This is a genomic window from Bacillus sp. MC1252, from assembly GCF_056838025.1.
In genome coordinates this window covers 1,337,681-1,363,172 of the sequence record NZ_CM166369.1, presented here as the reverse complement: position 1 = coordinate 1,363,172, position 25,492 = coordinate 1,337,681, and the positions used below count along the sequence as shown (strand labels likewise).

The 25,492-nt window shown below is 40.8% G+C and carries 28 protein-coding genes; 6 read left to right on the top strand and 22 right to left on the bottom strand.

The genetic code is table 11. The annotated features are described in order from the left end of the window. Nucleotides 1-84 precede the first annotated feature (84 nt). From ACYH0L_RS06865 to ACYH0L_RS06850, 4 genes are all read right to left on the bottom strand, one after another. On the bottom strand, nt 85-753 hold the full coding sequence (locus ACYH0L_RS06865) for a potassium channel family protein (protein WP_008345123.1): 669 nt from the start codon (nt 751-753) through the stop codon (nt 85-87). Between the two features lie 37 nt (nt 754-790). After that, nucleotides 791-1,627 carry a gamma-glutamylcyclotransferase family protein gene (locus tag ACYH0L_RS06860; protein WP_249704680.1) on the bottom strand — a complete coding sequence of 279 codons (837 nt, stop codon included), beginning with the start codon at nt 1,625-1,627 and terminating at the stop codon, nt 791-793. A gap of 22 nt (nt 1,628-1,649) precedes the next feature. Then, nucleotides 1,650-2,942: an ATP-binding protein gene (locus ACYH0L_RS06855; protein ID WP_249704678.1), complete on the bottom strand. Its 1,293-nt coding sequence runs from the start codon at nt 2,940-2,942 to the stop codon at nt 1,650-1,652. 145 nt (nt 2,943-3,087) lie between these two features. Next, a complete protein-coding gene (locus ACYH0L_RS06850) occupies nt 3,088-3,366 on the bottom strand; it encodes an AbrB/MazE/SpoVT family DNA-binding domain-containing protein (RefSeq protein ID WP_099728755.1) in 279 nt (92 codons plus the stop codon). 276 nt (nt 3,367-3,642) lie between these two features. On the opposite strand from ACYH0L_RS06850, the gene mreBH reads away from it, so the two are divergent. The 3 genes from mreBH (at nt 3,643) to ACYH0L_RS06835 (ending at nt 6,196) form a co-directional block, all read left to right on the top strand. Next, nucleotides 3,643-4,650, top strand: a complete 1,008-nt coding sequence (gene mreBH, locus ACYH0L_RS06845) for a rod-share determining protein MreBH (protein WP_099728754.1) — start codon at nt 3,643-3,645, stop codon at nt 4,648-4,650. A 74-nt stretch (nt 4,651-4,724) separates the two neighbouring features. Continuing rightward, nucleotides 4,725-4,856, top strand: coding sequence for a protein YkpC (locus ACYH0L_RS06840; RefSeq protein WP_003210922.1), 132 nt, complete (start codon nt 4,725-4,727; stop codon nt 4,854-4,856). 107 nt (nt 4,857-4,963) lie between these two features. Beyond that, entirely contained in the window at nt 4,964-6,196 is a 1,233-nt protein-coding gene (locus ACYH0L_RS06835) for an aminopeptidase (RefSeq protein WP_099728753.1), read from the top strand. 234 nt (nt 6,197-6,430) lie between these two features. On the opposite strand, the gene ACYH0L_RS06830 is transcribed toward ACYH0L_RS06835, so the two are convergent. Then, nucleotides 6,431-8,050, bottom strand: a complete 1,620-nt coding sequence (locus ACYH0L_RS06830; protein WP_034324367.1) for an ABC-F family ATP-binding cassette domain-containing protein — start codon at nt 8,048-8,050, stop codon at nt 6,431-6,433. Nucleotides 8,051-8,193: 143 nt separating this feature from the next. Here ACYH0L_RS06830 and ACYH0L_RS06825 point away from each other — a divergent pair, with 143 nt between their 5' ends. After that, nucleotides 8,194-8,469, top strand: a complete 276-nt coding sequence (locus ACYH0L_RS06825; protein ID WP_230031175.1) for a hypothetical protein — start codon at nt 8,194-8,196, stop codon at nt 8,467-8,469. A gap of 71 nt (nt 8,470-8,540) precedes the next feature. On the opposite strand, the gene lepB is transcribed toward ACYH0L_RS06825, so the two are convergent. The 8 genes from lepB to yknW form a co-directional block, all read right to left on the bottom strand. Continuing rightward, nucleotides 8,541-9,113, bottom strand: coding sequence for a signal peptidase I (gene lepB, locus ACYH0L_RS06820; RefSeq protein ID WP_327925469.1), 573 nt, complete (start codon nt 9,111-9,113; stop codon nt 8,541-8,543). Nucleotides 9,114-9,324: 211 nt separating this feature from the next. Next, nucleotides 9,325-11,217: a PTS fructose transporter subunit IIABC gene (locus ACYH0L_RS06815; protein ID WP_230031174.1), complete on the bottom strand. Its 1,893-nt coding sequence runs from the start codon at nt 11,215-11,217 to the stop codon at nt 9,325-9,327. A gap of 13 nt (nt 11,218-11,230) precedes the next feature. Next, nucleotides 11,231-12,142 carry a 1-phosphofructokinase gene (gene pfkB, locus ACYH0L_RS06810; RefSeq protein WP_230031173.1) on the bottom strand — a complete coding sequence of 304 codons (912 nt, stop codon included), beginning with the start codon at nt 12,140-12,142 and terminating at the stop codon, nt 11,231-11,233. Beyond that, a complete protein-coding gene (locus tag ACYH0L_RS06805) occupies nt 12,139-12,894 on the bottom strand; it encodes a DeoR/GlpR family DNA-binding transcription regulator (protein ID WP_099728748.1) in 756 nt (251 codons plus the stop codon). Before ACYH0L_RS06805 ends, pfkB begins: the two co-directional genes overlap by 4 nt. A gap of 309 nt (nt 12,895-13,203) precedes the next feature. After that, nucleotides 13,204-14,397, bottom strand: a complete 1,194-nt coding sequence (locus tag ACYH0L_RS06800) for an ABC transporter permease (RefSeq protein WP_099728747.1) — start codon at nt 14,395-14,397, stop codon at nt 13,204-13,206. Further along, nucleotides 14,384-15,085: an ABC transporter ATP-binding protein gene (locus tag ACYH0L_RS06795; protein WP_249704673.1), complete on the bottom strand. Its 702-nt coding sequence runs from the start codon at nt 15,083-15,085 to the stop codon at nt 14,384-14,386. The genes ACYH0L_RS06800 and ACYH0L_RS06795 overlap by 14 nt, the downstream gene beginning before the upstream one ends. Continuing rightward, nucleotides 15,082-16,191, bottom strand: a complete 1,110-nt coding sequence (locus ACYH0L_RS06790) for an efflux RND transporter periplasmic adaptor subunit (RefSeq protein WP_327925456.1) — start codon at nt 16,189-16,191, stop codon at nt 15,082-15,084. The genes ACYH0L_RS06795 and ACYH0L_RS06790 overlap by 4 nt, the downstream gene beginning before the upstream one ends. A 9-nt stretch (nt 16,192-16,200) precedes the next feature. Continuing rightward, the gene (gene yknW / locus ACYH0L_RS06785) at nt 16,201-16,827 is read right to left on the bottom strand and encodes a YknW family membrane protein (protein ID WP_099728744.1); all 627 of its coding nucleotides are present in this window, start codon (nt 16,825-16,827) and stop codon (nt 16,201-16,203) included. A 517-nt stretch (nt 16,828-17,344) separates the two neighbouring features. On the opposite strand from yknW, the gene ACYH0L_RS06780 reads away from it, so the two are divergent. After that, a complete protein-coding gene (locus ACYH0L_RS06780; protein ID WP_099728743.1) occupies nt 17,345-17,722 on the top strand; it encodes a Rok-like winged helix domain-containing protein in 378 nt (125 codons plus the stop codon). Between the two features lie 46 nt (nt 17,723-17,768). Here the strand turns inward: ACYH0L_RS06780 and moaD are convergent, their stop codons facing one another. Genes moaD through ACYH0L_RS06750 form a run of 6 tightly spaced genes read right to left on the bottom strand, consistent with a single transcriptional unit; the run spans nt 17,769 to nt 21,903 of the window. Beyond that, nucleotides 17,769-18,002, bottom strand: coding sequence for a molybdopterin converting factor subunit 1 (gene moaD / locus ACYH0L_RS06775; RefSeq protein WP_041108823.1), 234 nt, complete (start codon nt 18,000-18,002; stop codon nt 17,769-17,771). Then, complete coding sequence (locus ACYH0L_RS06770) at nt 17,995-18,486, bottom strand: molybdenum cofactor biosynthesis protein MoaE (RefSeq protein ID WP_327925457.1); 492 nt, start codon at nt 18,484-18,486, stop codon at nt 17,995-17,997. Before ACYH0L_RS06770 ends, moaD begins: the two co-directional genes overlap by 8 nt. Further along, entirely contained in the window at nt 18,483-19,007 is a 525-nt protein-coding gene (mobB, locus tag ACYH0L_RS06765; RefSeq protein ID WP_327925458.1) for a molybdopterin-guanine dinucleotide biosynthesis protein B, read from the bottom strand. Before mobB ends, ACYH0L_RS06770 begins: the two co-directional genes overlap by 4 nt. Beyond that, nucleotides 18,989-20,266 carry a molybdopterin molybdotransferase MoeA gene (locus tag ACYH0L_RS06760; RefSeq protein ID WP_180275571.1) on the bottom strand — a complete coding sequence of 426 codons (1,278 nt, stop codon included), beginning with the start codon at nt 20,264-20,266 and terminating at the stop codon, nt 18,989-18,991. Before ACYH0L_RS06760 ends, mobB begins: the two co-directional genes overlap by 19 nt. Nucleotides 20,267-20,275: 9 nt before the next feature. Further along, a complete protein-coding gene (locus ACYH0L_RS06755) occupies nt 20,276-21,292 on the bottom strand; it encodes a thiazole biosynthesis adenylyltransferase ThiF (RefSeq protein WP_249704666.1) in 1,017 nt (338 codons plus the stop codon). A 29-nt stretch (nt 21,293-21,321) separates the two neighbouring features. After that, nucleotides 21,322-21,903 (bottom strand): molybdenum cofactor guanylyltransferase, encoded by a 582-nt coding sequence (locus ACYH0L_RS06750; protein ID WP_180275570.1) that lies wholly within the window; start codon nt 21,901-21,903, stop codon nt 21,322-21,324. A gap of 83 nt (nt 21,904-21,986) precedes the next feature. Between ACYH0L_RS06750 and ACYH0L_RS06745 the strand changes: the two genes are divergently transcribed. Beyond that, a complete protein-coding gene (locus tag ACYH0L_RS06745) occupies nt 21,987-22,904 on the top strand; it encodes a coiled-coil domain-containing protein (RefSeq protein WP_099728737.1) in 918 nt (305 codons plus the stop codon). 63 nt (nt 22,905-22,967) lie between these two features. On the opposite strand, the gene ACYH0L_RS06740 is transcribed toward ACYH0L_RS06745, so the two are convergent. The 3 genes from ACYH0L_RS06740 to ahpA form a co-directional block, all read right to left on the bottom strand. After that, nucleotides 22,968-23,549 carry a Rok-like winged helix domain-containing protein gene (locus tag ACYH0L_RS06740; protein WP_099728736.1) on the bottom strand — a complete coding sequence of 194 codons (582 nt, stop codon included), beginning with the start codon at nt 23,547-23,549 and terminating at the stop codon, nt 22,968-22,970. Between the two features lie 482 nt (nt 23,550-24,031). Next, entirely contained in the window at nt 24,032-24,490 is a 459-nt protein-coding gene (locus ACYH0L_RS06735; RefSeq protein WP_327925459.1) for a TlpA family protein disulfide reductase, read from the bottom strand. Nucleotides 24,491-24,769: 279 nt separating this feature from the next. Beyond that, nucleotides 24,770-25,312, bottom strand: coding sequence for a biofilm-specific peroxidase AhpA (ahpA, locus tag ACYH0L_RS06730; RefSeq protein ID WP_003211758.1), 543 nt, complete (start codon nt 25,310-25,312; stop codon nt 24,770-24,772). Nucleotides 25,313-25,492 lie beyond the last annotated feature (180 nt).

Below are 25,492 nucleotides of genomic sequence, written 5' to 3'. Positions count from 1 at the left end.
GAGCCTATTTCAATTTGTTTCCCCCTCTTCACTGTCCGTCTGTCGTGTACACAATCATAAAAAAACACCCCGCCCTCGGAGTGTTTAATAGTCGTTCTGCATTTCTCGTTTTTCAAAGCGTCCAATATCTGCTACTGCCCCAATAACAATGAGGATATCTTCTTTTTGGATCATTTCATCTGCCAGCGGGGAAACAATGACTTCTTTCCCGCGCTTAATCGCTACAATATTGATGCCATATCTTGCTCTAATATCAAGATCTAAAAGAGAATGCCCGGCAAGTCTGCTGTTTGCAACGATTTCAATGAGGCTATACTCATCTGACAGCTCGAGATAATCCAGCACGTTGTTGGAAATGATTTTATGCGCAATCCGCCTGCCCATGTCTCGCTCTGGATGAACGATGCGATCCGCTCCAATTTTGTTGAGTACCTTTTCATGGTAGTCATTTTGCGCTTTCACTGTGACCATTTTGACGCCAAGCTCTTTCAGCATAATCGTTGTTAAAATACTTGCCTGAATGTTTTCTCCAATCGCGACGATGACATGATCAAAGTTGCGAATGCCGAGGTTTTTTAAAACAGATTCATCCGTCGAATCACCAATCACCGCATGTGACGCAATTTTAGCGTATTCGTTCACTCGATCTTCATTCATATCCATGGCCATCACTTCAAGTCCTTCTTCGCTCAGCGCCTTGCAAATACTTCCGCCAAAGCGTCCAAGACCAATGACTGCATATTCTTTTTTCATGTTCAGACTCCTTTTATATCACTTACCATGCATTTTACTACGATTTGGTTAATGAATCCATATGCGAACGAATTTTTTTGCGGAACGCTTCACTTAAGTAAAGGTCTGCTCCTTTTTCAATTTCACTGCGATAATGACCTGGCGGAGCGATTTCTTCGCTCTTTTGAAGGACGAGAAAGGTTAAACAATCCTCATATACTTGATCACCCATTTTGACATCGACAAAAGCTGGACGATAAGTACCCTCATATACACCCTCTCGTTTGTACAAATAACGAATGGCATCAAAAGGCACCTCATATAAAACGCCCTCTGTTTCTCCGCCGTCTTCTACCATATCGGCTCTTGATCCATCAGGCCGCACCAATGTAAATCTAGTTGTAAAGCGGTCAAGTGCACCGCCTCCGACGATTCGTTTGAAGTAATGATCGACTTTAGCTAGCTTAAACCTTGCATCATCCATACAGGAGCCATAGGCAAAATAATAGAAGGATGACGGCTGACGCTGCCACAGTCTGTATTCTTTCCAGCTGCCGCTCTCAATTTCCTTCAGCCCTGATGCCATCTGCTCTGGTAATGTGTATGCAATGGCTGCCTTTGGTCCTTGATCCGTCATGACATCAATTTCCTGCTTGTCATACCCTTCCTCTAGCGCGTCTAACTTATTCAATGTTTCAGCGGTCACCTCATACAATTCCCCATATACTGTGCTTTTTCCCGTGAGAATACACGCAGGGTATCCTGCACCAGTATCGTATAGCCTTCCATTTATCCAAGCTGATTTAGCTAATGGCCTGTTTTCTTTCATATACGCCTCATGGTGCTCTTCATGTTTTAGAAGCGCCCCATATACAAATAAAGTTTTCTTCGTCATGAAATCACGTCCTCTCACCTTGCTACTGTCTGCTCTTTTGACACACAGGTAAATAAATATGAAAAGCTGTGCCTTTTCCCAGCTCACTGGATACTTCCATTCTTCCGTGATGATCTTTTAAAATCGTCGCACAGATGGTCAGACCAAGCCCTGTTCCTTCTTTTTTAGTTGAGAAGAAAGGGTCATATATTTTCTGAATATTCTCTTCAGACATCCCTTTCCCTTCATCTTGAATGGTGATTTTCCATTCATTCATCACTTTCTCTGTTGATATGTATATGCTACCGCCTTCAGGCATCGCCTCAATGGCATTTTTGATTAAATTAATGAACAGCTGCTTCATTTGGTTGGCATCTGCTAAGATAGCCCCAGCATCCTGCTTTTTAAATGGCTGCTTGAGGTCAATATTAGAAAGAACTGCATTTGTTTTTAGCAGGGTAATCACCTGTTCTAACAGCTCATGAAGCCGGACTTCTTGAAAATTGACCGATTGAGGCTTTGCTAACACAAGCAGCTCGCTTAAAACAAAATCAATCCGTTTAATTTCGGAAAAGATAATGTCAAAATAATCGGTTCTTTCGGGATATTGTGTTTTCATCAGCTGTAAAAAGCCGTTTACTGATGTCAGCGGATTTCTGACTTCATGGGCAATTCCAGCGGCTATTTGTCCTGCAACGGCGAGCTTTTGCGCCTGCATTTGCAATTGTTGATTGGATTTTTCAAGCTCGAGCTTTGCCTGCTTTTGTTTCGTGATATCGGCAACCGTTCCAATACCTCCAGTAAACTGGTGCTGCTCATCAAAGTAGAGCTTGTAATGAACGTCTCCCCATACCTTCTTTCCCTCTTTATGGAGGAGCTGCAGTTCAACTCGGCCCGCATCCTTATGTTCTTTTATCACAGATAACAAATGCTTGACAACACGCTCTTCTTGATCAAAGTACTGATTGTACATCGTGCCTAGACATTCATCTATATCGTAGCCCGTCATTTGTTTCCATGCTTGATTTAAAAAAATGATTTGACCCTTTTCATTTGTTTCAAAGACGATTTCTTGCAAGTTATCTGTTATTCGATTCAGCCGCTCCGTCAGTTCGTGTGCTTCTTTTTCTCGCTTGTTTAAATCTGACACAAGTAAATTTAACCGGTCCACATAGCCTGAGACGACCCAAATACCAGCTAAAACAACGACTGTAAAGGCTAGATCGAGCGGCCAATTAATTTGATAGCCGCCTAGATAATAAAAGAAACCCCAGCTTAAGATTAATATAAATGCAAGAACAGATAACACGATCCGCACTTGATATGTTTTGTTCAAATGATTCCACCTGCCGCCCTGAGATTCTTTGTCAATTGTACCATTTTCCACTTATTTTTTGAGGGAGATGGGGCATTTTTAAGGAACTTTTTTCATAAAAAATAGCCTGTTCTCAGCACGAAGCAAGAGAGCAGGCTATTTTTATTTACTGCTGAAGGGCTTCTTGCAGCTCTTTTAGCAGTAGTTCTGCTCCTTCAGCGCTTAATGTAATTTGACCATTTCCATATTCATGATTCTCAGAAGTAATCTCACCAGTCATGAGACAAACACCTTGAGGCTGATATTTTTTCAAGACGATTTTATCTCCATCTATAAAAAATTCCATACTGTCTTTAATTGCGATATCAAGTGCTCTTCTCAATTCGATTGGCATAACAATACGCCCTAGTTCATCTACTTTTCTTACGACTCCGATAGATTTCAATTTCGTTCCCTCTTTCTTTCATTAGCTCAAGATCAATCTGGTATTCACCAATTGATATATCGTAGACGTAAGAGATTCACGAAAGGTTTCTCCTGCTTAAAAATTTTTTTCATAAAAGAAAAAACAAAGGGAAAATTTATTGTGTTTGTCAAAATGAGACTTGAATTTTACAGATTCATTTCAAGGTCATCACAAACCCCCACAAATGACAGCAGCCCTCTGAACTTTTAAATGTAAAATTGTTTAAAACAGCAAAAATAGAGATTGGGTGAAAACATGTTTCAAAATGCCGAAATTGGAATTGATTTAGGAACAGCTAACATATTGGTTTATAGTAAAAACAAGGGAATTATTTTAAATGAACCGTCCGTCGTGGCAGTAGATACAGAAACAAAGACTGTACTTGCAGTCGGATCAGAAGCAAAAGAAATGATTGGGAAAACCCCTGGGAAAATTGTGGCGATCCGCCCGATGAAAGATGGTGTCATCGCTGATTATGATATGACAACAGATTTACTAAAACAAATTATGAAAAAAGCAGGAAAGAATATTGGATTTACCTTTAGAAAGCCGACCGTCGTTGTATGTACACCTTCTGGTTCAACAGCTGTCGAGCGCCGCGCGATCAGTGATGCTGTAAAGAATTGCGGGGCAAAGCATGTGCATTTAATTGAAGAACCTGTCGCAGCTGCAATCGGCGCTGATCTACCGGTAGACGAGCCTGTTGCAAACGTCGTCGTAGATATTGGCGGAGGAACAACCGAAGTGGCGATCATTTCATTTGGCGGCGTTGTCTCTTGTCATTCCATTCGAATTGGAGGAGATCAGCTGGATGAGGATATCATTACGTTTGTAAGAAAGAAATACAATCTATTGATCGGAGAGCGGACAGCCGAACAGGTGAAAATGGAAATTGGGTATGGACTCATTGAACATGAGCCTGAGTCATTAGAAGTGCGCGGACGCGATCTTGTCACAGGTCTTCCAAAAACGATCACGCTTGATTCTCATGAAATTCAAGGCGCCCTGCGAGAATCACTTCTTCATATTTTAGAAGCAATTCGTGCCACGTTAGAGGACAGCCCTCCAGAGCTAAGTGGTGATATTGTAGACCGCGGCGTGATTTTAACTGGCGGTGGTGCTCTTTTAAATGGCATTCAAGAATGGCTCTCTCAAGAGATTGTCGTTCCGGTTCATATTGCGGCAAATCCGCTGGAATGTGTAGCGATTGGAACAGGGCGTTCATTAGAAGTCATCGACAAATTGCAAAAAACATTAAAATAATCTTCCTGTTCTACTTCTTTTTCCCTCATTTCGATCATATCGTGAGAAATGGATAAACGTGAAGGAGGAAAAACATGTTGCTTGATTTAGGTAAACGGGTCGTTGTCACAGTCATTTTAACGGGTATTATTTTAGGAGGAATGAGCCTGTCATTTTCACATATGCCCCCTTCTAATGCACAGCCTGTGAAACAACTGAACCGCTAAAAAAGCCGCACGAAAGCGGCTTTTTTATTTTGGCTTCAAAGCGGATCCCCATTTTCCTTTTCGGTCATAAATCTGATATGATGAACATGACTAAAGGAGGGTTTTTTATGAGTTCATTCAAAAAACAACTAGATCAATATGCAAAGACCATCGTTGAAGTCGGTGTGAATGTTCAAAAAGGACAGGAAGTGGTCGTATCGGCGTTTACGGAATCTGCAGACCTTGTTCGTCTTGTGGCAAAACACGCGTATGAGCGCGGGGCGAAAAACGTACATATCCGCTGGAGTGATGGTGTTCTCACCCGTTTAAAATACGAACATGCACCACAGGATGTTTTTGAGCAATTTCCGGAATGGGAAGCACAGATGATGGAAACCATCGCAAAACGCGGCGGCGCTTTTATTACCATCTTGTCGGAAAGCCCTGACCTTCTGCGAGGCATTGACTCGAAAAAAATCGCTGCACAGCAAAAGGCTGCTGGTTCAGCACTTCATACATATCGTCAATACGTCCAATCTGACAAAGTCGCTTGGACGGTCGTAGGTGCTGCATCAAAAGACTGGGCGAAAAAGATTTTCCCTGACCATACAGATGAAGAGGCTGTCGCTTTATTATGGGATCAAATCTTTAAAGTCGCACGTGCTGATCAAGCAGATCCTGTTGATGCGTGGAAAAAGCATGATGAGTCACTCAATGAAAAAGTAAAAGTATTAAATGAGCGTCACTACCATAAGCTGCACTATGCAGCACCAGGTACAGATTTAACGATCGAGCTCCCAGAGCAGCATATTTGGGTAGGAGCTGGCAGCGTGAGTGAGCGCGGTGTATCTTTCATGGCCAATATGCCGACAGAAGAAGTATTTACCGTACCTAAAAAAGATGGTGTGAACGGTATTGTCTCAAGTACAAAGCCGCTCAGCTATGCCGGAAATATCATTGATGAATTCACATTAACCTTTGAAAATGGCCGGATTGTGGATGTCAAAGCTAAAGAAGGCGAAGATATCTTAACATCACTGGTTGAAACAGATGAAGGTTCTCATTATTTAGGCGAGGTTGCCCTCGTACCAGATGATTCACCGATTTCAAACTCGGATATCCTCTATTACAATACACTTTACGATGAAAATGCATCGAACCACCTTGCCATCGGCAGCGGTTATGCGTTTAATATCGAAGGCGGAAAAGAGATGAAACGAGAGGAATTAGACGCAGCTGGTGTCAACAGCAGCATTACACACGTCGATTTCATGATTGGTTCAAAAGAAATGAATATTGATGGAATCACAAAAGACGGGAAGCGTGAACCGATCTTCCGTAATGGAAATTGGGCTTTTTAATCAAAAAAAGACATCCATGTGGATGTCTTAGATTGTTGACAAAGGGCTAAAATGATCTTTATTTTAGCCCCTTTGTCTTCTTTTTTCAGCGTGATAGAAAACCTTTGCAGTCTAGGAAGGACGAGCACCCGAGCGGAGCGAATTTGACATTCGTGAGCACCGAAGCGCAGACCTGACAAAGAATGCGAGGGTTTGTCTACACGCCAAGACATCCATGTGGATGTCTTTTCTTATTTACGCATAAAGCTCGTTGAGTCTCTTTTGAATGTCTTGATCTGCTAAAAACTCATCATATGTTGTTTGTTTATCAACAATGCCATTTGGCGTCACTTCGATCATACGGTTTGCAACCGTTTCAACAAACTGATGGTCATGAGATGAGAAGAGCATAGCCCCTTTAAAGCTCATTAAGCCGTTATTCAGCGCTGTAATGGATTCTAGGTCTAAATGGTTCGTCGGCTCATCTAACAGCAGAATATTCGCTCCAGACAGCATCATTTTTGATAACATACAACGAACCTTTTCTCCTCCTGATAAGACACTTGCTTTTTTCTTTACTTCTTCTCCAGAGAAAAGCATACGTCCTAAGAAGCCTCGTAAGAAGCTTTCACTTTGATCATTAGGGGAATATTGACGCAGCCAATCCACAAGATCTAAGTCGCTTCCTTCAAAGTATTCACTATTGTCTTTCGGGAAAAAGGCTTGAGACGTTGTTACGCCCCATTTAAACGTCCCGCTGTCTGGCTCCATCTCACCAGCAAGGATTTTAAATAAAGTGGACACAGCAAGCTCATTACGGCTTAAGAACGCAATTTTATCTTCGCGGTTCATAATAAAGCTGACGTTATCAAGTACTTTCACGCCGTCAATCGTTTTTGATAGACCTTCTACTTGAAGGACATCATTTCCAATTTCACGCTCTGGCGCAAAATGAACATACGGATATTTACGAGACGATGGCTTAATGTCATCTAGAGAGATCTTATCAAGCAATTTCTTTCTTGATGTCGCTTGCTTCGATTTAGAAGCGTTCGCACTGAACCGGGCAACGAACTCTTGAAGCTGCTTAATTTGTTCTTCTTTTTTCTTATTTGCATCTTGGCTTAGTTTGAGTGCCAATTGGCTGGATTCATACCAAAAATCATAGTTACCGACATATACTTGGATTTTTCCAAAGTCAAGGTCCGCAATATGAGTACACACTTTGTTTAAGAAGTGACGATCATGCGATACGACGATAACGGTATTTTCAAAGTTAATTAAGAATTCTTCCAGCCACTGAATCGCTTGTAAGTCCAAGTGGTTCGTTGGCTCATCAAGAAGAAGAACGTCAGGTTTACCGAATAAAGCTTGGGCTAGTAATACTTTGACCTTTTCAGAACCGCCAAGCTCAGACATTTTCTTTGATTGAAGGCTCTCTGGAATGCCAAGACCTTTTAATAGGATTGCTGCTTCACTTTCTGCTTCCCAACCGTTTAACTCAGCGAACTCACCTTCAAGCTCCGCTGCACGAATCCCGTCTTCATCTGAGAAATCAGGTTTCATATAGATCGCATCTTTTTCCTGCATCACATCATATAGACGTTTATGACCCATGATGACGACCTTTAACACTTCAAACTCTTCGTATTCAAAGTGGTTCTGTTTTAAAATCGCTAAACGTTCACCAGGGCTCATATGAACATCGCCAGTTTGAGCATCAATTTCTCCAGAAAGAATCTTTAGGAACGTTGATTTACCAGCTCCGTTGGCACCAATTAGTCCGTAGCAGTTGCCAGGAGTGAACTTAATATTTACTTCTTCAAATAGTTTACGATCAGCAAAGCGCAAACTAACATTATTTACTGCAATCATTTATTAATCCTCCATCACTCATTCATCATTATGAAGTATAACATGAATAACGTTTGATAGAAACGTCTCTCTCTCAGAACAAAGGCTTTTTGTCCATTATGGTATAATAAGTTGGAATGATTTGTTGAAGGAGTTCATGCAATTTGAGATTACTCACACTCATGGAATACTGTTTATTGATTTTCTTTATGGGCATTTATTTATCTGCAACAGGATTTAACGCGAAGCACTTTGGTCTTTATATTGGGCTTGTTCTCATTTACACACTGGTCCACCTCTTTTCCAAACGCTTTTTACAAAAGCGGGGAAAAGAAAATCAAAAGATCGGATTGTTTCGATCCGTTTTAGCCATCACCGGGTCTGTGTTCGCTTCTGTTTTGGCCATTGTGATCATTGTCACGATGCTCACGCCAAATTAAAAACGACCCTTCTTTTAAAGGTCGTCCATTCAAGCACCTTTCTCACGCCTTGAGAAGGGAGAAGGGTGCTTTTATTGTGTTTGTCGAATGTCACCAAATGGGAAGAAAACAAATTCTGATGTCCCGACAATACGATCCTTTTCAATGAGTCCAAGTCCATTTCGGCTGTCCATGGAATTAAGTCTGTTGTCACCCATCACAAAGTAATCGTTTTTCGGTACTTTCACCGGACCAAAATCCCCTGTCAAATGCACCTCATACTCTTTCGCATGCACCTTGTTCTCTTTTAAATAAGGCTCATTTACTTTTTTGCCATTAATGTAAAGGGTATCATCCTTCATTTCAATCGTGTCGCCTGGAAGGCCGATCAATCGTTTTACATAATGAATTTTCTGACCATCTTTTCCATTTATAATGACGATGTCACCGCGTTTGACACCACCGAGATAGTTAATGGTTTTGTTTACAAACAGCTTTTCTCCGTCATGAAGGGTTGGGTCCATTGACTCTCCTTCCACCACATACGGCTCAAATATGAACGTACGGATGAGAAAGACAAGTGCAAGTGCAATCAAAATGGCTTTGATCCATTCAAACAGTGAACTTTTCTTCTCTGTTTTGGCTTGCTTCGCATCAGATTGAATGTCATTTTCGTTTTGTTTGTTTTCTTCGTTCAAAATACTGCTTCCTCCTAAGGCTTTCTGCTAAAAGACTTGAAACGTGAATTGAATAACTTTACTTTATCACATGTCAATTAAAAATTCACAAGACAACCATCCATTTAGCTATTTTTTCCTAATTTGTTGATCATTAAACAAAAAGAAGCACCGTTCTTCACGATGCTTCTCTTCTGAATTACGCTTCTTGTTTGACTGGTTTTTTCAAAATACCAAGTAAAAGCGCTGTGACAACAGCACCGATTAAGATGCTGATGATATAAAGAACCGGATGATTTGTAACCCAGAAAACGAATAGTCCGCCGTGTGGTGCAGGAAGCGTGACTCTAAAGAATTCCGTTAATCCGCCAGCAACTGCTGCGCCAACGACGGCTGAAGGAATCACGCGCAGAGGATCTGCCGCTGCAAACGGAATCGCCCCTTCGGTGATGAAAGCGGCCCCCATGAAGTAGCATGTAATACCTGCTTCGCGGTCACGTTTTGAGAATTTATTTCTAAAGATCGTTGTCGCAAGAGCAATACCTAGTGGTGGAACCATTCCGCCTGCCATAATAGCAGCATGCGGTGCATAGTTGCCAGCAGCAATCATAGCAAGACCAAATGTGTAAGCCGCTTTGTTAATTGGGCCACCCATATCAATCGCCATCATACCAGCTAAAATAATGCCCATTAGTACAAGGTTTCCAGTACCTAGTGATTCAAGCCAGTGTGTTAATCCGTCCATCACCATTTTAACTGGTGTATTGACAATATAATGCATGATAATGCCTGTAAAGAAAATACCGAACAATGGATACAGCAGAACCGGTTTAATGCCATCGAGCGACTGCGGTACGATTGTGAATACTTTTTTCAAGAGCACCACGATGTAACCAGCAAGGAAACCAGCAATTAGTCCGCCTAAGAATCCAGCACCTGCAGCAGAGGCCATAAATCCACCGACCATACCTGGCGCAAAACCTGGACGGTCTGCAATACTCATGGCGATAAATCCAGCTAATACAGCAACGATTAAGGCAAGCGCATTATCTCCGCCAATTCCTTTTAATACAGCTGCAAATGAATTGAAGGAAGGGTCATTAGGATCCGCCGACTTAATACCCCAGAAGAATGAAATCGCAACGAGGATACCGCCTCCAACAACAAATGGAAGCATGTTGCTCACGCCGCTCATTAAGTGCTTATAAAATCCACTTCTTCCGCTGCCTGATGATTCATTTTCGTCTTTTGAAGAACCTCCGCCTGAACCTTTATAAATCGGTGCATCCTGATTGATTGCTTTTTCGATCAATTCCTGCGGGCGGCGAATTCCAGCTGTCACAGGTACTTCAATGACATGTTTGCCTTTAAAGCGTTCCATTTCGACTTGCTTATCCGCTGCCACAATGATGGCTGGCGCTTCTTCAATTTCTTTTGCTGTAAGGGCATGTTTAATTCCACTAGAGCCATTTGTCTCAACTTTAATGTCAACGCCCATTTCTTTTGCTTTTTCTTTCAAAGCATCTGCCGCCATAAATGTATGCGCAATGCCCGTTGGACAAGCTGTTACCGCTAAGATCTTAGCAGGTTTTCCTGATGCTGCCGGTTCTTCTTTAACTTCCTCTTCTTCTTCATCGTCTTGATCATGCGTATTGATGATGTCGATGATTTCATCTTCAGTAGCCGCTTCGAGCAGCTGCTTTCGGATTTCTTCGCGCATGAGAAGTGTTGATAAACGAGAAAGTGCTTCTAAATGCGTGTTGTTTGCGCCTTCAGTTGCTGCAATCATAAAGACTAGATGACTTGGCTGTCCGTCTAGTGATTCATAGTCTACACCAGCAGTCGAGCGGCCAAATGCAATGGCAGGTTCTTTCACACTTGATGTTTTAGCGTGCGGAATCGCAATTCCTTCGCCAATACCAGTAGAGCTCTGTTTTTCACGATTGATGACAGCTTCTTTGTAGCCTTCTTTATCATTTAATTTACCTGCTGTATCTAATACAGTCACCAGCTCTTCAATCACTGCTTCTTTCTGCTGGCTATCTAATTGAAGCTTAATCGTATGCTTCGTGAGTAGTTCTGTAATTTTCATGATGACTCCTCCTTTAAATGCGTGTGACTTTTACTTGTGGTAATAGTGTGTCGACAAGCTCTTTTGTTCCAAGTTCCTCAGAAAACGCTGTAGCGCTTCCTGATGTAACACCAAGCTTAAATGACTCTTCAATGGAAAGACCTTTAGAAACGCCGGCTAAAAATCCTGCAACGACTGAATCTCCTGCACCAACTGAGTTGATGAGTGTACCCTTCGGAACATTCGACTGATAGATCCCTTCTTTACTGAACAAAAGGGCTCCGTCTCCTGCCATGGATACGATGACATGTTCAGCACCTTGGTCTAACAGCTTTTTCCCATAAGGGATGGCTTCTGCCGCTGATGAAATACTCGTCTCAAACATTTCACCTAACTCATGATGGTTTGGTTTCATTAAGAACGGTTTCATATGTGCTGCTTTTTTTAACGCTTCCCCAGAAATATCAAGGACAACTCTTACACCTTGCTGCTCACAAACTTCAGCAATACGCTCATAAGTGTTATGAGGCAATGAAGAAGGAATGCTGCCAGCTAATACAACGACATCTCCTTCAGTCAATGAAGTAAATTGGGATAGAAACGACTCAAATTGCACTTCCGTAATAGTTGGACCCAGTCCGTTGATTTCTGTTTCTTCACCAGTTTTTAGTTTCACATTGATTCGTGTATCTTCTGACACCTCGTGAAAGGCTGTTTGTAATTGTTCATTTTGTAAAAAGTTTTGAATATATGTGCCTGTAAATCCGCCAATGAATCCAAGTGCTTTTGATTCAACACCGTGACGTTTTAAAAGCCTTGAGACATTGATTCCTTTACCACCTGGATATTTTTTGTCATAGGTTGAACGATTTAAATCGCCGACAGCAAAATCCTCCACGTGTACGATGTAATCAACTGATGGGTTTAAAGTAACTGTATAAATCATGTTTTCACTACCTTTATAACCGTTTTTTCATGGTAATTATCGAATGAATCCTCTTTTGCATCGTTTGTGATAATGGTCGCTTCCTGTAAACTAGCAAAGGCTGAAAACGATATTTCGCCAAACTTTGAGGCATCTGATAAGATATAGGTTTTTTTCGCCTGCTTCATGGCTCTTTTTTTCATGAGCGCTTCCTCTGGATCAGGTGTTGTAAACCCTGCCTCGGGATGAATGCCGTTCGTCCCAACAAAACTTTTGTCAAAACGGTAATTTTCCATCGCTGTCAAAGCTGCGGCCCCCACCATGGCTCCTGTTCGATGCTTTACTGATCCGCCTATCAGGTAAAAAGAAATCCCTTTTCTCATGAGTGCTTCAATGTGCATAACACCGTTTGTCACCACAACAATATCTTGATCTGGATCAATATATTCAATCATTTGCTGTGTTGTCGTACCAGCATCTAAATAAATACAATCGCCTTGTTTTAAAAGTGAAGCAGCTGCCTCTGCAATCAATGACTTTTCTTGAAGGTTTTTGGCAGATTTCTCATATACATCTGGTTCAAGACGGATACTTGATATCTTGGCTGCTCCCCCATGAACTCTTTTGAGGAATCCTTTTTCTTCAAGGGCTGATAAATCTCTTCTGATTGTAGATTCCGACGCATCCGTCATAATCGTTAAGTCCTGTATTTTGATGACATCATTTTCTTCCAAACAGTCGATAATGAGTTGATGTCTTTCCGGTGTTAACATGAAAACACCCCCTTTTGAAAACGTATTCATTTTGCGCGCACCTTTATTGTAATCGCTTTTTTCAACATTATCAATACAAAACAATCAAATACATTCAATAACTATCAAAATCTTTCACCATGGTCATCTTACCTTTATATGTACCATTTGTAAACTGAAAAATATGTGACATTAAGATGAAAGTCATGGTATTAGCATTTCTATCATTTTTCATTTCATTCAATGGAACTAAAAAAAGCTTTTATGCGATTTGCATAAAAGCTTCAGATGGTGAAGTCACACTATTTGCTGCTCTTTTTCTTCTCAGTATTATTCATACCTGAGCGATTCAATAGGATCAAGTCTTGCTGCTTTATTCGCAGGGATTAACCCAAAAATAATCCCAATGAGCATACTAAACAGTACACCTCCACACACCACTTGCCACGACACAAGAGACGGCCAGCCGGCAAATAGTGACACTAGCGAGGCACCGCCTAAGCCAAGTGCGATCCCCATCAACCCGCCGATGAGTGTTAAAACAACAGACTCGATTAAAAACTGAACGAGTATTTGAGCCCTGGTTGCCCCAAGCGCCTTTCGAATACCGATTTCCCTTGTCCTCTCTGTCACAGAAACGAGCATAATATTCATGACACCGATGCCGCCGACAAGTAAGGAGATACCGGCAATTGAGCCAATGATCGTTGTCATAACAGACGTAATTTGGCCGATGCCTGCAGCTATTTCTTCCATATTGATCATTTCGTAAGCGTCTTCTGTATGGTGATTTTCATTTAATAAAGCAGCGGCGTTTTTCCCTACTTCCTTCATTTGGTCAGCATGCGCTACTTGAATAGACAACTTATCATATTCATTTAAACCAAATGTTGAGGTGAGCATCGCAAATGGGACATATATTTCATTCATATCAAATGAAAACATTCCTTCCTGTTTTGCTAAAACACCGATGACTTCAACAGGCTGTCCGTTCATCCAAATCATCTCGCCTAATGCCTTTTGTCCATGAAACAGTTCTTTTTTTACACCTTCTGAGATGATAGCTGCTCTTCTGCCGCTTCTAAAGTCAATATCTTTTAAATCCTGTCCTTCTGCTATTTGAAGTGAATGCACATTCATATAACCTTCATTCATACCATTAACTGTAGCATCAACTGTCGTATCTTGAAATCTCAATTGCATTCCTTGTGCAGTCGAGGAGGCGACCTGTTTCACCCCATCGATTGTCTTAATGCTTTGTATGTCTTCTTCAGTAAATACGGCTTCAAATAAGGCATTTGGATTCGCATTTAACTCTTCATCAGAAGGCGTATACGTCATATCAATGGTATTGTTTGGCCCTGAAATCGATTCTTTCAACATTTGCTCACCGCCTTGACCGATGGCAACGACTGCAATCACCGACCCAACACCAATAATAATCCCAAGCATCGTTAAAATAGAACGTAATTTATGAGCTAAAACAGAATTCAGCGCTATTTTGATATTTTCAAAGAGTTTCATTCATAGCGTCCCCTTGCTTCCAACTATCTTCAACAAGGCGGCCATCTCTCACAACGACCGTCCGGTTTGTATATGCAGCTATTTCTTCTTCATGAGTCACAAGCACAATCGTTGTCCCTTCCTCATTCAGCTGTGTAAACTGTTCCATAATTGAGAAGCTTGTTTTTGAGTCAAGAGCGCCTGTCGGTTCATCCGCTAAGATAAGCTGAGGCTCATTGACAATCGCACGTGCAATCGCCACTCTTTGCTTTTGACCTCCTGACAACTCACTTGGCATATGTTTCATTCGATCTGCCAAACCAACCTTTTGAAGTGCAATTTCCGCACGTTCTTTTCTTTCCTTTTGACCGATACCAGCGTAAATCATCGGGAGTTCAACATTTTTCCTCGCATTTAATCTAGGCAGCAAATGAAATTGCTGAAAAACAAACCCAATGGATTGATTTCGAATCACTGCGAGCTCTTGATCCTTTGCTGCTGACAGCTCTGTTCCTTGAAAATGATATTGCCCTGAGGTTGGGCGGTCTAAACAGCCAATGATATTCATTAACGTCGACTTCCCAGAGCCGGACGGCCCCATAATCGACATATACTCGCCCTTTTCAATGACAAGGTCAATCTCACTTAATACATCAAATGTTTCTTGTGCGACCTCATAGCTTTTTGTCACGTTTGAAAGCTGAATCATTCAGCATTCACTTCCATTCCGTCATACATGTCATCAGATGGATTTGCAATGATTTGATCGGCTGTTGTTAAACCTTTTGTTACTTCAAGAACATGACCTGACGTTTCCCCCAGGCCTACTTTTACTTTTTTCAGTACATTCTTCTCAACAACATAAACGTATTGTTGTCCATCATTTTCTTTTTTTACTGCTGTTTCAGGAATCGTTTGCGCTTGGCGCTTGTCTGTTTCAATTTCCATGATCATTTTAAAACCTGGTTTTGCCTCAGGTTTTTTTCCCTTTATTTCTATTTCAACTGGATATTGAACAGTTTGATTGCCATCAGTTGTATCGGATGCTGCCCGGGCAGGAACAACCCCCACTTTTTTCACGACTCCTTGCCAGCTTTTTCTGCGAATGACATCAGATGTTACCTTTACTTTTTGTTTCTTTTTGATTTTTATGGCATCATACTCAGAGATCAAACCTCGCACGATCATTTTTTTCTCATTGCCGATATGGATGATCGGCTCTCTCTCTTCTAGCTTCCCTGCTCCAGCCTCTTGCTCAATGGTTATGACTGTTCCTTCAATTTTACTATGTATCGTTAAATCTTCTAACTGTGCTTTTACTTTTTCTTGGTTAAGCTCAGCTTGTTTTTGCTCTAATTCAGCTGCTTTCAGTTCTAATTCAAGCTGATCTCGCTCGTTTTTGGAATTGGAGCCAGACTCACCTGCTTGTTTTTTATCTAATTCACTGAGCCTATTTTGCAGTTGTTCGCGTTTTAGTGTACTTGATTCAGCCGCTAGTGCTTGCTGCTGCTCTTCAAGCTCCAGTTCCTTATTTTCATATGTAAGGAGCGGCTTTCCAGCCTTTACCTTTTCACCTTCTTTAACAGCAATTTCATTTAGTTTTCCCTTTTCCTCTTCTACATAAATGAATTGCTCTTCAGAGAATGAAAGTGTTCCAGGTGTCATCACAGTAGATGTTATTTCTTTTGGCGTGAGTTTGACTGTTTTAAATGCTGCTGTTGAAGCAGGCTTTGATTGATTTTTCGCAATGTTAAATCCAATAAATAGACCAATCACAATGATAAAAATTGATCCGATGATGATTTTCTTTCTCATAAAGACATTCTACCCCCAGCTTACTGACATGTTGATTGTGGTTCCTACATATTGAAAAATGAAAGATAGTACATAAAAGACTCCTATCATCATCCAAGAAATTCTCGGCGATATACGGCCGACTTGGATCAATAAAAAGCCTGTTAAAACAAGATTCCAGATCACAAATAGATCGAAATTGGCTAACACAGCATGCCATGGACCAGAGACTTGAATCAGTGCGTTTAATGATGTAACAGTGATATCTTTTGGAACATGGAAAAGGATGACCGCCAAATGAGAAATAATCGTTCCAATGATCGTAATTGGTGTAATAAACAGTACCGCTGAAAACAGCTGCTGAAACGAAGCATCACCTTTTGCTAAAAATACGATGAACCTATATATGGCAGCATTGATGACAATCCCAAGTATTAGACCAATGAGTGTGACCACATAAACAACGGGTATCGGCAAACTTAAATCTGCCCACATTCCTGCATTCACCAGCTCAGACAAATAAGTGATAATGACTGTTAAAACAAGCACACAGCATAAAGGCCGCCAAACGACCGGATTTTCCCACACTCTTTTCAGGTGCTCTGTTGGTCTTGTGCTCACTCCTATGATCGTGGGCTTTTGCCTTTTTTCTTTCATCAAATGTCATCCTCTCTATGTCAGGCAAGTATGAAATGCACATTCACGCTCTTGTTCTTTCTATTTTATCAAAAGATTGCCAATAAGTAATAGAACATTTGATTTTCTTATTTTCATAGAGGAAGGACTATTTCTATTATTCTATTTTCACGAACGACACCCTCCAAATGACACCATGACCAGACGATATTCATATCAAAAAACGCTGATTTTACTTACCTAAAAACATTTTATCAAATAAACAACATGCCTATCGGAATAAATATCCTTTTCCTTTGGATTCGGATGGTCACAGGTAGACACACCAATTTTTTGTTAAAATAATCCTAGTAATTTCGACAAATCTCGGCTTTATAGGACTATGATTGGTTTCTTTTACAGAACAACAGAGACTTTAGTATCAATACTTTCATATTAAAAAAATAAAAATAAAGGGATTTTACTTGATCAAACGTTATTTTTTCATATAATGTAAAATAGAGGTAGGTTAAATGATAGTGGAAATGGAGTCAAGTGAATGTTAAGAGAAAAATTGAAAATGCAATTGATTTTACTTTATGAAAAGGAACAAGAAGCATGGCAATACTTTCGAAAGGAAAGGGAACAGATTTATCATGAGCTCAAATTACTTGATATGAAAGAAAGCAGACCCTCTAATGACAAAATATACTACGCTGCAAGATGTGTAGATATTATTAAAGAGAAAAAGGGAAGCATTGTGAGCACAAAAGAATTAAAAGAACAGCTTCAAGCCCAAACAGATTTTAATGTGAGACGAATCAGCGAATTGTATGATCTCATCCAGCAGCTCGACCCTCACATTTCTAAAGCACGAAGGGGATGTTTTATTTACGAAGATCATACCCAAGTACCTCTACAAGCTTTTCACACATAAAAAATTGGTTACAGCCGCTGGCCATAACCAAATCCTCTAATAACTATTATCCACCACTTACAGGAGGAATGAGTGCAACAGTGTCCCCGCTACGCACTTCAGCATTTTCCCTCGTATATATTTCGTTGACTGCAACCATCACGTTTTGTGCAGCATCAACACCATATACCTCCTGTAATTCTAATTTAATCTCATCAACCGTTGTTTGATCTTTTTGAATGATGATTTGTTGTTTACCGGCCTTCTCAGCAAGGCCGGCGAACAATAATACGTTAATCATGCCGATCACCTTCTTTTTCGTTCAGTTGAAGATCGCTAGGTTTTCCTTCTGGATAAGAAACCGTTTCAAGCTGATCACCTATCCAGGCCTCTCCGTCTTCCCAGTATTCTTTTTTCCAAATTGGAACGATTTCCTTGATTCGTTCAATAGCATATTCATTGGCTTCGTATGCGGCCTTCCTATGAGGAGACGAAACGGCTATCGCGACAGCAATGTCAGATATCTCAAGTGTCCCAATACGATGCATAATGGCGACTTCAGTATCAGGCCATTGCTTCTTGATTTCTTGTCCAATTTGACTTAGCATGCTTTCGGCCATTGGTATGTATGCTTCATAGGTTAAACGCAATGTTTTTTTGCCATTTGTCCACTCTCTGACCGTCCCGATAAACGTCGTAATAGCTCCTGCCTTTCGTCTTGTCACATGCTGAATCAATTCATTCACATCAATTGGCCCTTTTTTTATTCTAAAAAGTTCATTCAACCAAGGCTGCCCCCCTTCAATAAGTTAAAAGCACATGTCACCCCGCGCTTTTCAAAGGCTGAAAACACAGGAAACGAGTAATTTTCGGTTAGCTGAAACGCTTGAGAAAAATAAATGGCTGCTTGTATATTGGAGAGTGTTGAAAGATCGATAAGCTCCTGTTCATTCTTTACGCAAACGATTTTGCGATAAGGCGCCTGTTTGTATCCCTCTATCAGGAGGGCGTCTAACGGGAGATGTTCACACATAATGAGCAATTGTTCTAACGTCATGTGCTGCATTGAAAAGTGACATTCACCTTCTCCTTCGACACCTGCGGCAAATGCACCCGCTTGAACATATCGATCGGTATCTTTTTCTTTAAAAAGACGATCTGGTTTCCCTCCATGTCCATGATGTTTAAAGCAGCCTAGTTTAAGCCCCTCATGTTCAGCCAGCTGACATAACTTTTCGATCAGTGTGGTCTTGCCGCTATTTTGATAGCCAACCACCTGTAATATGCTTAATTTGGCATCCAGCATGGAGAGCCACCACCTTCGTGCTGAAATAGCAGAACATTGACCTGATCACCTGCTTGAAAACCTCTTGTTCCCCCAGGCAAAGCGATGAAACAGTTGGCATCAGCAATAGAAGTCACCGCACTTGATTTATCAAGACCAGTTGGCGTCACACTCAGCTGGCTGCCAGTGAATTGAAGTGCTGCTCTGACAAATCGAGTAAAAGGATTGGCCTTTGGAAAATCATGTGTCAGCTCAGCCAAAGCAAAAGAAGGATATGGATTTTCTTTCAAGCACCATCTATAGATGATCGGTTTCACAAATAATTCAAATCCAACAAAACAGGCAGCTGGATTTCCTGACAGCCCAAACAGTAATTGACCATTTGGCAACGCAGCAACGGTCGTCACACTGCCCGGTCTCATGGCCACTTTATTAAACAAAACCTCTGCACCTAGCTTTTCATAAATAGCAGGCAGAAAGTCAAAATCACCCACTGACACACCGCCTGTTGTGATGAGCATGTCTACCTTGCTCAAGGCTGCTTTTACTGCATGATAGCTTTGATCGAAATCATCGGATACACCACCTAAATCAAGCGGCTCTCCTCCGGCTTCAAAAATCTGCGCAAAGACCATACTGAGATTACTGTTTCTAATTTTGCCGTCCATCATTGCATCACTTACCTGTAGAAGCTCTGTGCCTGTTGAGATAATGCCGATGACCGGCTTTTTGACAACTGGCACCACTGCATATCCGAACGTCGCCAGGATGGCAGTAACGCCTGGGGTCACTTTTGTTCCTTTTTTGACCATCACTTTCCCTTTGAGCGTCTCTTCTCCTTGACGAGAAATATTATGTCCCTTTTGAAGCGGCCTTTTTAACGACATAAAAGGTTTCCTGTCTTTTTCGAAGGTCTTTGTGAGTTCGATCATGATGACGACATTTGCTCCATCTGGAATCTTTGCACCTGTCATGATACGAATGGCTTGAAATGGGCCAATGGTTTTTGGTGAGACCATTCCTGCCCCAATATGATCGATGACCTCAAATTCAATCGGATGCTCGCTTGATGCTTCTTTTGTATCTTCTGCCCGAAGTGCAAAACCATCATACGGAGATCGATCAAAGGCAGGAACATCATGGTCTGCCACAATATCCTCTGCAATGAACCTCCCAAGGCTATTCTTTAAAGGGACCCATTCTACTTCTCCATGCTTTTGATATTGGTTGATTTTTTTCATGGCCTCTTCTACTGGAATTGGCTGTCGTCTTTCCATCACGTCTCACTCCTATACGCCTAGCAGTCTTGCTAGTAATGAATTTGCTACTTTTTCATCATTTGTCCCATGGATTAATGCACGTCCTCCTTTGAAACAGACAATACGGTATGTTTCATAGCGTACATGGATTAAAAAATCATTCACTTCCACCTCACAAATAGAGGACAGACGTTCTTTTAAATGCTCAAATGATAGATTCGTTAAATCCTTTGACACGATTTGAACTGTGTCCCGCCCGCAAAGGACCGTCGCTTTTTTACGCTGATCGTGTAAATATGGGTAGGTTCTTTTCGTGCCGCAAGATGGACAGTCCTGCTGCTTAGTACGAGATAAATCCATTTTAAACGATGTGGACTGCCATAGATCAAATGTGACAAACTTCCGCTCGATTTGATCTTCATGCCCAGTTAAATATTTTAGTGCTTCTGTTTGCTGATAAGCAGAGACCATTTGAACAGCAGGTGAAATAATCCCCGCTGTATCACACGTCAGACCACCAACAGGCATTGCTGTGAAAACACATGATAAACAAGGCGTTTTATTCGGCAGTATGGTCATATACATCCCTTGACTGCTCACACAGGCGCCATATATCCACGGCGTCTTCGTTTCTAGTGATAAATCATTCATCACCATTCTTGTCTCAAAATTATCTGTCGCATCAATGACGATATCCGCTCTCTGAAATAATGGTCTTAACAGCTCAGCCCCAGCATCTTCAATAAGGGCGTGTATGGTCACTTCATGATTGATCTCTTGGAGACGTTTTTTTGACGCAATCGCTTTTGGCACATGCGCCTTTGCATCATGTTCTGTATAGAGCTGCTGACGCTGTAAATTTGAGAACTCTACATAATCACGATCTATCATTGTCAAAGTGCCGATTCCAGACCGGACAAGCCCTTCAGCAGATGCCGTTCCAAGTGCACCAGCTCCAACGATCAGGACATGACTTTCAGCCAATGCCTGCTGGCCTTTTTCCCCTACCGGAGGGAACAAAATTTGTCTTGAATATCGCTCCTTCAATGCTGTTCTCTCCTCACCGTTTTTATGTATCATATCATACCGTTTTCAGGTAAATCGCTTCTTTTATTGATATTGTGAAATTCGTTTGATGTCACGTTTAGTTCGTCCTCTGGAACAACGCGCACCTTAAGCTTATGAAGCAAGTCTTTAATCGCTAATTGTTTCTCTTTTAAACACGCGTGAATAAACGGAAGACAGCGGCGGTGATAAAGCGCAAACAAAGGTTGTAACCTGCCCTGCACAAGCGGGACAACGGCATCTGTATGCTCGTTGCAATAGGACGATAATGCCTCGGCTGTCTCTTTTCGTATGAAAGGCATATCACATGCAGTCACCAAATACCAGTCTGCATCTTGCTTTTGCATAGCGGTATATATGCCGGCAAGCGGCCCGCACCCGCGCATCTGTTCATCATCTAACCAGACAGCTTGTTCACCTCTTGCTTCGAAAAAAGGCAGAAGCACTGGATGACTGATGATGATGGTTTGTCCATCCAATAGCTGCTTTTTAACATGCTCATACAGTGGTTTCCCTTGATACATATGACTTGCCTTTGGTTCTCCAAAACGTCTGGAAGCTCCTCCAGCTAATATCACATTCACTACGCTCATCATCTCATCCCCTTTGATATGGTTGTTCTAATTACACTCATTTCGCATACTTTATTGGTAACATGAATAAGGAGGGTCTACCTATGAACCGGCGCCATGCTTCTCCCCTATTCCATGATCTGTCTCAAGAGAATTTATATTTAAAAGCTGAAACTGCCAAATATCAACAAATGATTTCTGATTTACAGTCCACATATACGTATTCTAAAAATAAGAAGTTAACTCAAGAATATCATGAGATGAAAAAGGATTTCACTGAATTAAAACAACAATTGGATGAAATGACCATTGATCAAGACGATGCTGCATCTAAAATACAGGATCTCTCCTATAGTAAATCGGAATTATTACATAAAATGGTCCTTCTCCATGAGATGCTGCAAAAGGAAACCTATCATAGAAGAAAAGAAACAGAAGAAAAGCACCGGCTGCATTTAAAAGTTGTAAAATATAAGGAAATCTCTCAACAATTAAATGAACGGTTACAGGATCAAGATCAGCTGCTTTCAAAAGAGGAGAAAAAAGGCAATACATTATCAGCTGTGATTGAAAAGCTGCAGCAAACACTAAACGATAAAAACGCAGAGCTCCATTTATTACAGGAAGGCGTCAGGCATCTTCAGGAGCGTTTTTATGAAACACAAGAAAAATTACTGCAAATTGAAAAGGCAAAGGAAGCGATTTTTTATGAAGCGCTCACAAGCTATCAAAAACAGTTAGCAGAAAGTGAGGAATGGATCGCATCTCATTTTGCTGATATTGACCAGTCAGCTCAAACAAATCCACAGCCATTCTCACGAGACACCATCCTGCAAACAACGGAAGAAATTGAACCTATTTTGAAAAAACTAAATGAACAAGTTCAAACACTCCAGGCACAAGTCGATGCGGTGCAGCGTAATGGAGAAGTCATGACAGTGAAGATCGACGGATTCAAGAAACAGCATGATCACATGCCTAAAGAACGAAAGGTTGTCTATACAGTTGATCAAAAGAAGTGATCAGCTCATGATGTAAGAAATAAAAAAACTGCCGGCTTTTACGCCCAGCAGTTTCTTTTTTATTTATTCGTCTTCTGTTTGAATATCGCCTTCTAAAATATACTGTCCGCGATAAGGCTTCTTCACTTCAGGGTACATTTTAATTAAGCTTTGCATAAACGTGGTCATATTTGGGATTTCAAGACCGCTCTCTTTTTCAATCTCTTTTTGAAGCTCTGAGCTTTTAATTGCCGCATTATGACGCTTTAACGTTTTGATCGCAGCTTCACGAAGCTTAGCTGCCTTTGAACCAGGTCGAGCTGTGCCTCTTCTGCGTCTTGTAGATCCTTCAGGAATACCTACAGGTGCACCGTTTAGCTGACCTGTTCCTAAAGGTGATGTAGCGTTTGATTGTGATTGTGCCGGCTGCTGGTAGCTTCTCATTTCTTGTGCAGCTAGCTCAGCTAATACAGGCAATGAATCCGTCTTTCTCTCTGTACGCACTTCTTTTTTTGTATCTGCCACTAGACCTGTTCCTTGACGGTCTAATTCTCTTAATTTTGCATAAATCGCATCTCGTTCAATTTGATATTCACGAATGACCTTCACTTCTGCTTCATTTAGTTGTTCCAATCGTAAACGTAACGCTTCCCTCTCATTAAACAATGGATTTCCCCCTCATCATATAAAAAATATTCTATAGTAAATATTAGATTAGAAAACTAATTTTATCAACTATTTTTTTATCATTTTACAATTTGCTATCAGGTAGGTATTTTCAACTAAAATTTTGCCAAAGAGGAAAAATCGGCACCCATTTCACTGCCACTATAGGCTTTTGACAAACTTTAAAATATTGTAAAAAATTTGAATAAATGCTTATACTACTTGATTTATATAGTTATTTACCAAACTGAAATTTCTTTTGTGCAAAAACGTTCTGAATAGTAAAAAGTTAAAATCTTTACATTTTCATTTCAAAATAAAAATGTAAATAGGTCGTAATACCTTTTTGTTTCAGGGATATTTTTTAATAAACTCCCTCATTTTCTCTTTTCTTAGGAATAACACCTACATGAACAGTCCATCCTGTGCAATCTGTCGCCTATTTTTGCCCATGAAAAAACCCCCATTCATGGGGGGAAAGCCTATTCTGCAGTCTTTTCAGACTCAGAAAGAACTCGATTGACACGTTTTTCAAGCATTTTCATACCGCTTCCGCCAGCTTGGAAGTGACGTAAAGCACCTGTTTTATCAAATACATAATACGCAGGTACATATTCGTTTTCAAAGGCTTCTGTTAATTGATGATCACTGTCCACAAAGATTGGCTGAGTGATTTCATGCTCTTTTGCAACCTCTTTGATTTTTTCTAGATCGAGATCATCCTCTGAACGCGGCATATGCACAGCCACAACGTTTAGTTGATCCTTGTATTCATCACGGAATTGATTGACTTGAGGCATTGCCTCTTTACAAAGATGACAGCTAACTGACCAGAAATGAATCAATGTTGGTTTATCACCAATTAGATCTTCTTTTGTTACTTCTCCATTTAACCACTCTTTTGCACCAGTTAGTTCTGGCATTGGTTGACGTAATTTCATTATGAAGCGCCTCCATCCATTGTATGTGTCGAAACAAAAAGGTCTAACATCAGTTAGACCCCAGCGTGTAGACAAATCCTCGCATTCGGTGTCAGTCCTGCGTGCCGGTGCTCACGAATGTCACAATCGCTCCGCTCCGGTACTCGTCCTTCCTAGACTGCAAAGGTTTTCTATCACGCTGAAAAGAAGACAAAGGGCTAAAATAAAGTTCATTTTAGCCCTTTGTCAACAATCTGAGGTCTAACATCAATTAGACCCTCCTGCTTCTACAGCTATCAATTAAAGTGTTTTTTGACCAGGCTTCCAGTTCGCTGGGCAAAGTCCACCAGTTTGTAATGCTTGAAGAACACGTAATGTCTCATCTACATCACGACCGATATTGTTGTGGAATACTGTTTGATATTGAAGTTCGCCTTCTGGGTTAATGATGAATAGACCGCGAAGTGCAATTCCTTCTTCTTCAATTAAAACGCCGTATTCTCTAGATACTGTGTGGTTTGTGTCAGCAGCTAGCGGGTATTTTAATTCACCTAGACCATTGTCTTTACGATCTGTGTTGATCCAAGCAAGATGCGTATGGATTGTATCAGTAGATACACCAATGATTTCTGCATCTAAGTCTTCAAACTCATCATAACGATCGCTCATTGCTGTAATTTCAGTTGGGCAAACAAATGTGAAATCCATTGGATAGAAGAAAAGAACTGTCCATTTGTCATTCTTCATGTTTTCCTCTAAACTTACTTTACCAAATTCCTTGTTAGCAAGTACTGCTTCCATTTCAAAACGTGGAGCTTGTTTTCCTACAAAACGCTCTGCCATATGTAAATCCCTCCATAAAATAATATCTTTATACAGACTTCTTAGCTGTATATAAAATGAGAATCAAAAGATGAAATTCTCATTTAGTTAATAACTTCACAAATATAATTATAATACTTAAGCGATTTTTAGTCAATATTAATTAATAATAAATTTAATTAACGATTCGTCACAATCTCT

What these genes read in the sequence shown, in the direction of transcription:
- ACYH0L_RS06865 (WP_008345123.1), bottom strand. Translation starts at nt 753, where the DNA reads ATGAAAAAAGAATATGCAGTCATTGGTCTTGGACGCTTTGGCGGAAGT.
- ACYH0L_RS06860 (WP_249704680.1), bottom strand. Translation starts at nt 1,627, where the DNA reads ATGACGAAGAAAACTTTATTTGTATATGGGGCGCTTCTAAAACATGAA.
- mreBH (WP_099728754.1), top strand. Translation starts at nt 3,643, where the DNA reads ATGTTTCAAAATGCCGAAATTGGAATTGATTTAGGAACAGCTAACATA.
- ACYH0L_RS06840 (WP_003210922.1), top strand. Translation starts at nt 4,725, where the DNA reads ATGTTGCTTGATTTAGGTAAACGGGTCGTTGTCACAGTCATTTTAACG.
- ACYH0L_RS06835 (WP_099728753.1), top strand. Translation starts at nt 4,964, where the DNA reads ATGAGTTCATTCAAAAAACAACTAGATCAATATGCAAAGACCATCGTT.
- ACYH0L_RS06830 (WP_034324367.1), bottom strand. Translation starts at nt 8,050, where the DNA reads ATGATTGCAGTAAATAATGTTAGTTTGCGCTTTGCTGATCGTAAACTA.
- ACYH0L_RS06815 (WP_230031174.1), bottom strand. Translation starts at nt 11,217, where the DNA reads ATGAAAATTACAGAACTACTCACGAAGCATACGATTAAGCTTCAATTA.
- pfkB (WP_230031173.1), bottom strand. Translation starts at nt 12,142, where the DNA reads ATGATTTATACAGTTACTTTAAACCCATCAGTTGATTACATCGTACAC.
- ACYH0L_RS06805 (WP_099728748.1), bottom strand. Translation starts at nt 12,894, where the DNA reads ATGTTAACACCGGAAAGACATCAACTCATTATCGACTGTTTGGAAGAA.
- ACYH0L_RS06800 (WP_099728747.1), bottom strand. Translation starts at nt 14,397, where the DNA reads ATGAAACTCTTTGAAAATATCAAAATAGCGCTGAATTCTGTTTTAGCT.
- ACYH0L_RS06795 (WP_249704673.1), bottom strand. Translation starts at nt 15,085, where the DNA reads ATGATTCAGCTTTCAAACGTGACAAAAAGCTATGAGGTCGCACAAGAA.
- ACYH0L_RS06790 (WP_327925456.1), bottom strand. Translation starts at nt 16,191, where the DNA reads ATGAGAAAGAAAATCATCATCGGATCAATTTTTATCATTGTGATTGGT.
- yknW (WP_099728744.1), bottom strand. Translation starts at nt 16,827, where the DNA reads ATGAAAGAAAAAAGGCAAAAGCCCACGATCATAGGAGTGAGCACAAGA.
- ACYH0L_RS06780 (WP_099728743.1), top strand. Translation starts at nt 17,345, where the DNA reads ATGTTAAGAGAAAAATTGAAAATGCAATTGATTTTACTTTATGAAAAG.
- moaD (WP_041108823.1), bottom strand. Translation starts at nt 18,002, where the DNA reads ATGATTAACGTATTATTGTTCGCCGGCCTTGCTGAGAAGGCCGGTAAA.
- mobB (WP_327925458.1), bottom strand. Translation starts at nt 19,007, where the DNA reads ATGCTGGATGCCAAATTAAGCATATTACAGGTGGTTGGCTATCAAAAT.
- ACYH0L_RS06750 (WP_180275570.1), bottom strand. Translation starts at nt 21,903, where the DNA reads ATGAGCGTAGTGAATGTGATATTAGCTGGAGGAGCTTCCAGACGTTTT.
- ACYH0L_RS06745 (WP_099728737.1), top strand. Translation starts at nt 21,987, where the DNA reads ATGAACCGGCGCCATGCTTCTCCCCTATTCCATGATCTGTCTCAAGAG.
- ACYH0L_RS06735 (WP_327925459.1), bottom strand. Translation starts at nt 24,490, where the DNA reads ATGAAATTACGTCAACCAATGCCAGAACTAACTGGTGCAAAAGAGTGG.
- ahpA (WP_003211758.1), bottom strand. Translation starts at nt 25,312, where the DNA reads ATGGCAGAGCGTTTTGTAGGAAAACAAGCTCCACGTTTTGAAATGGAA.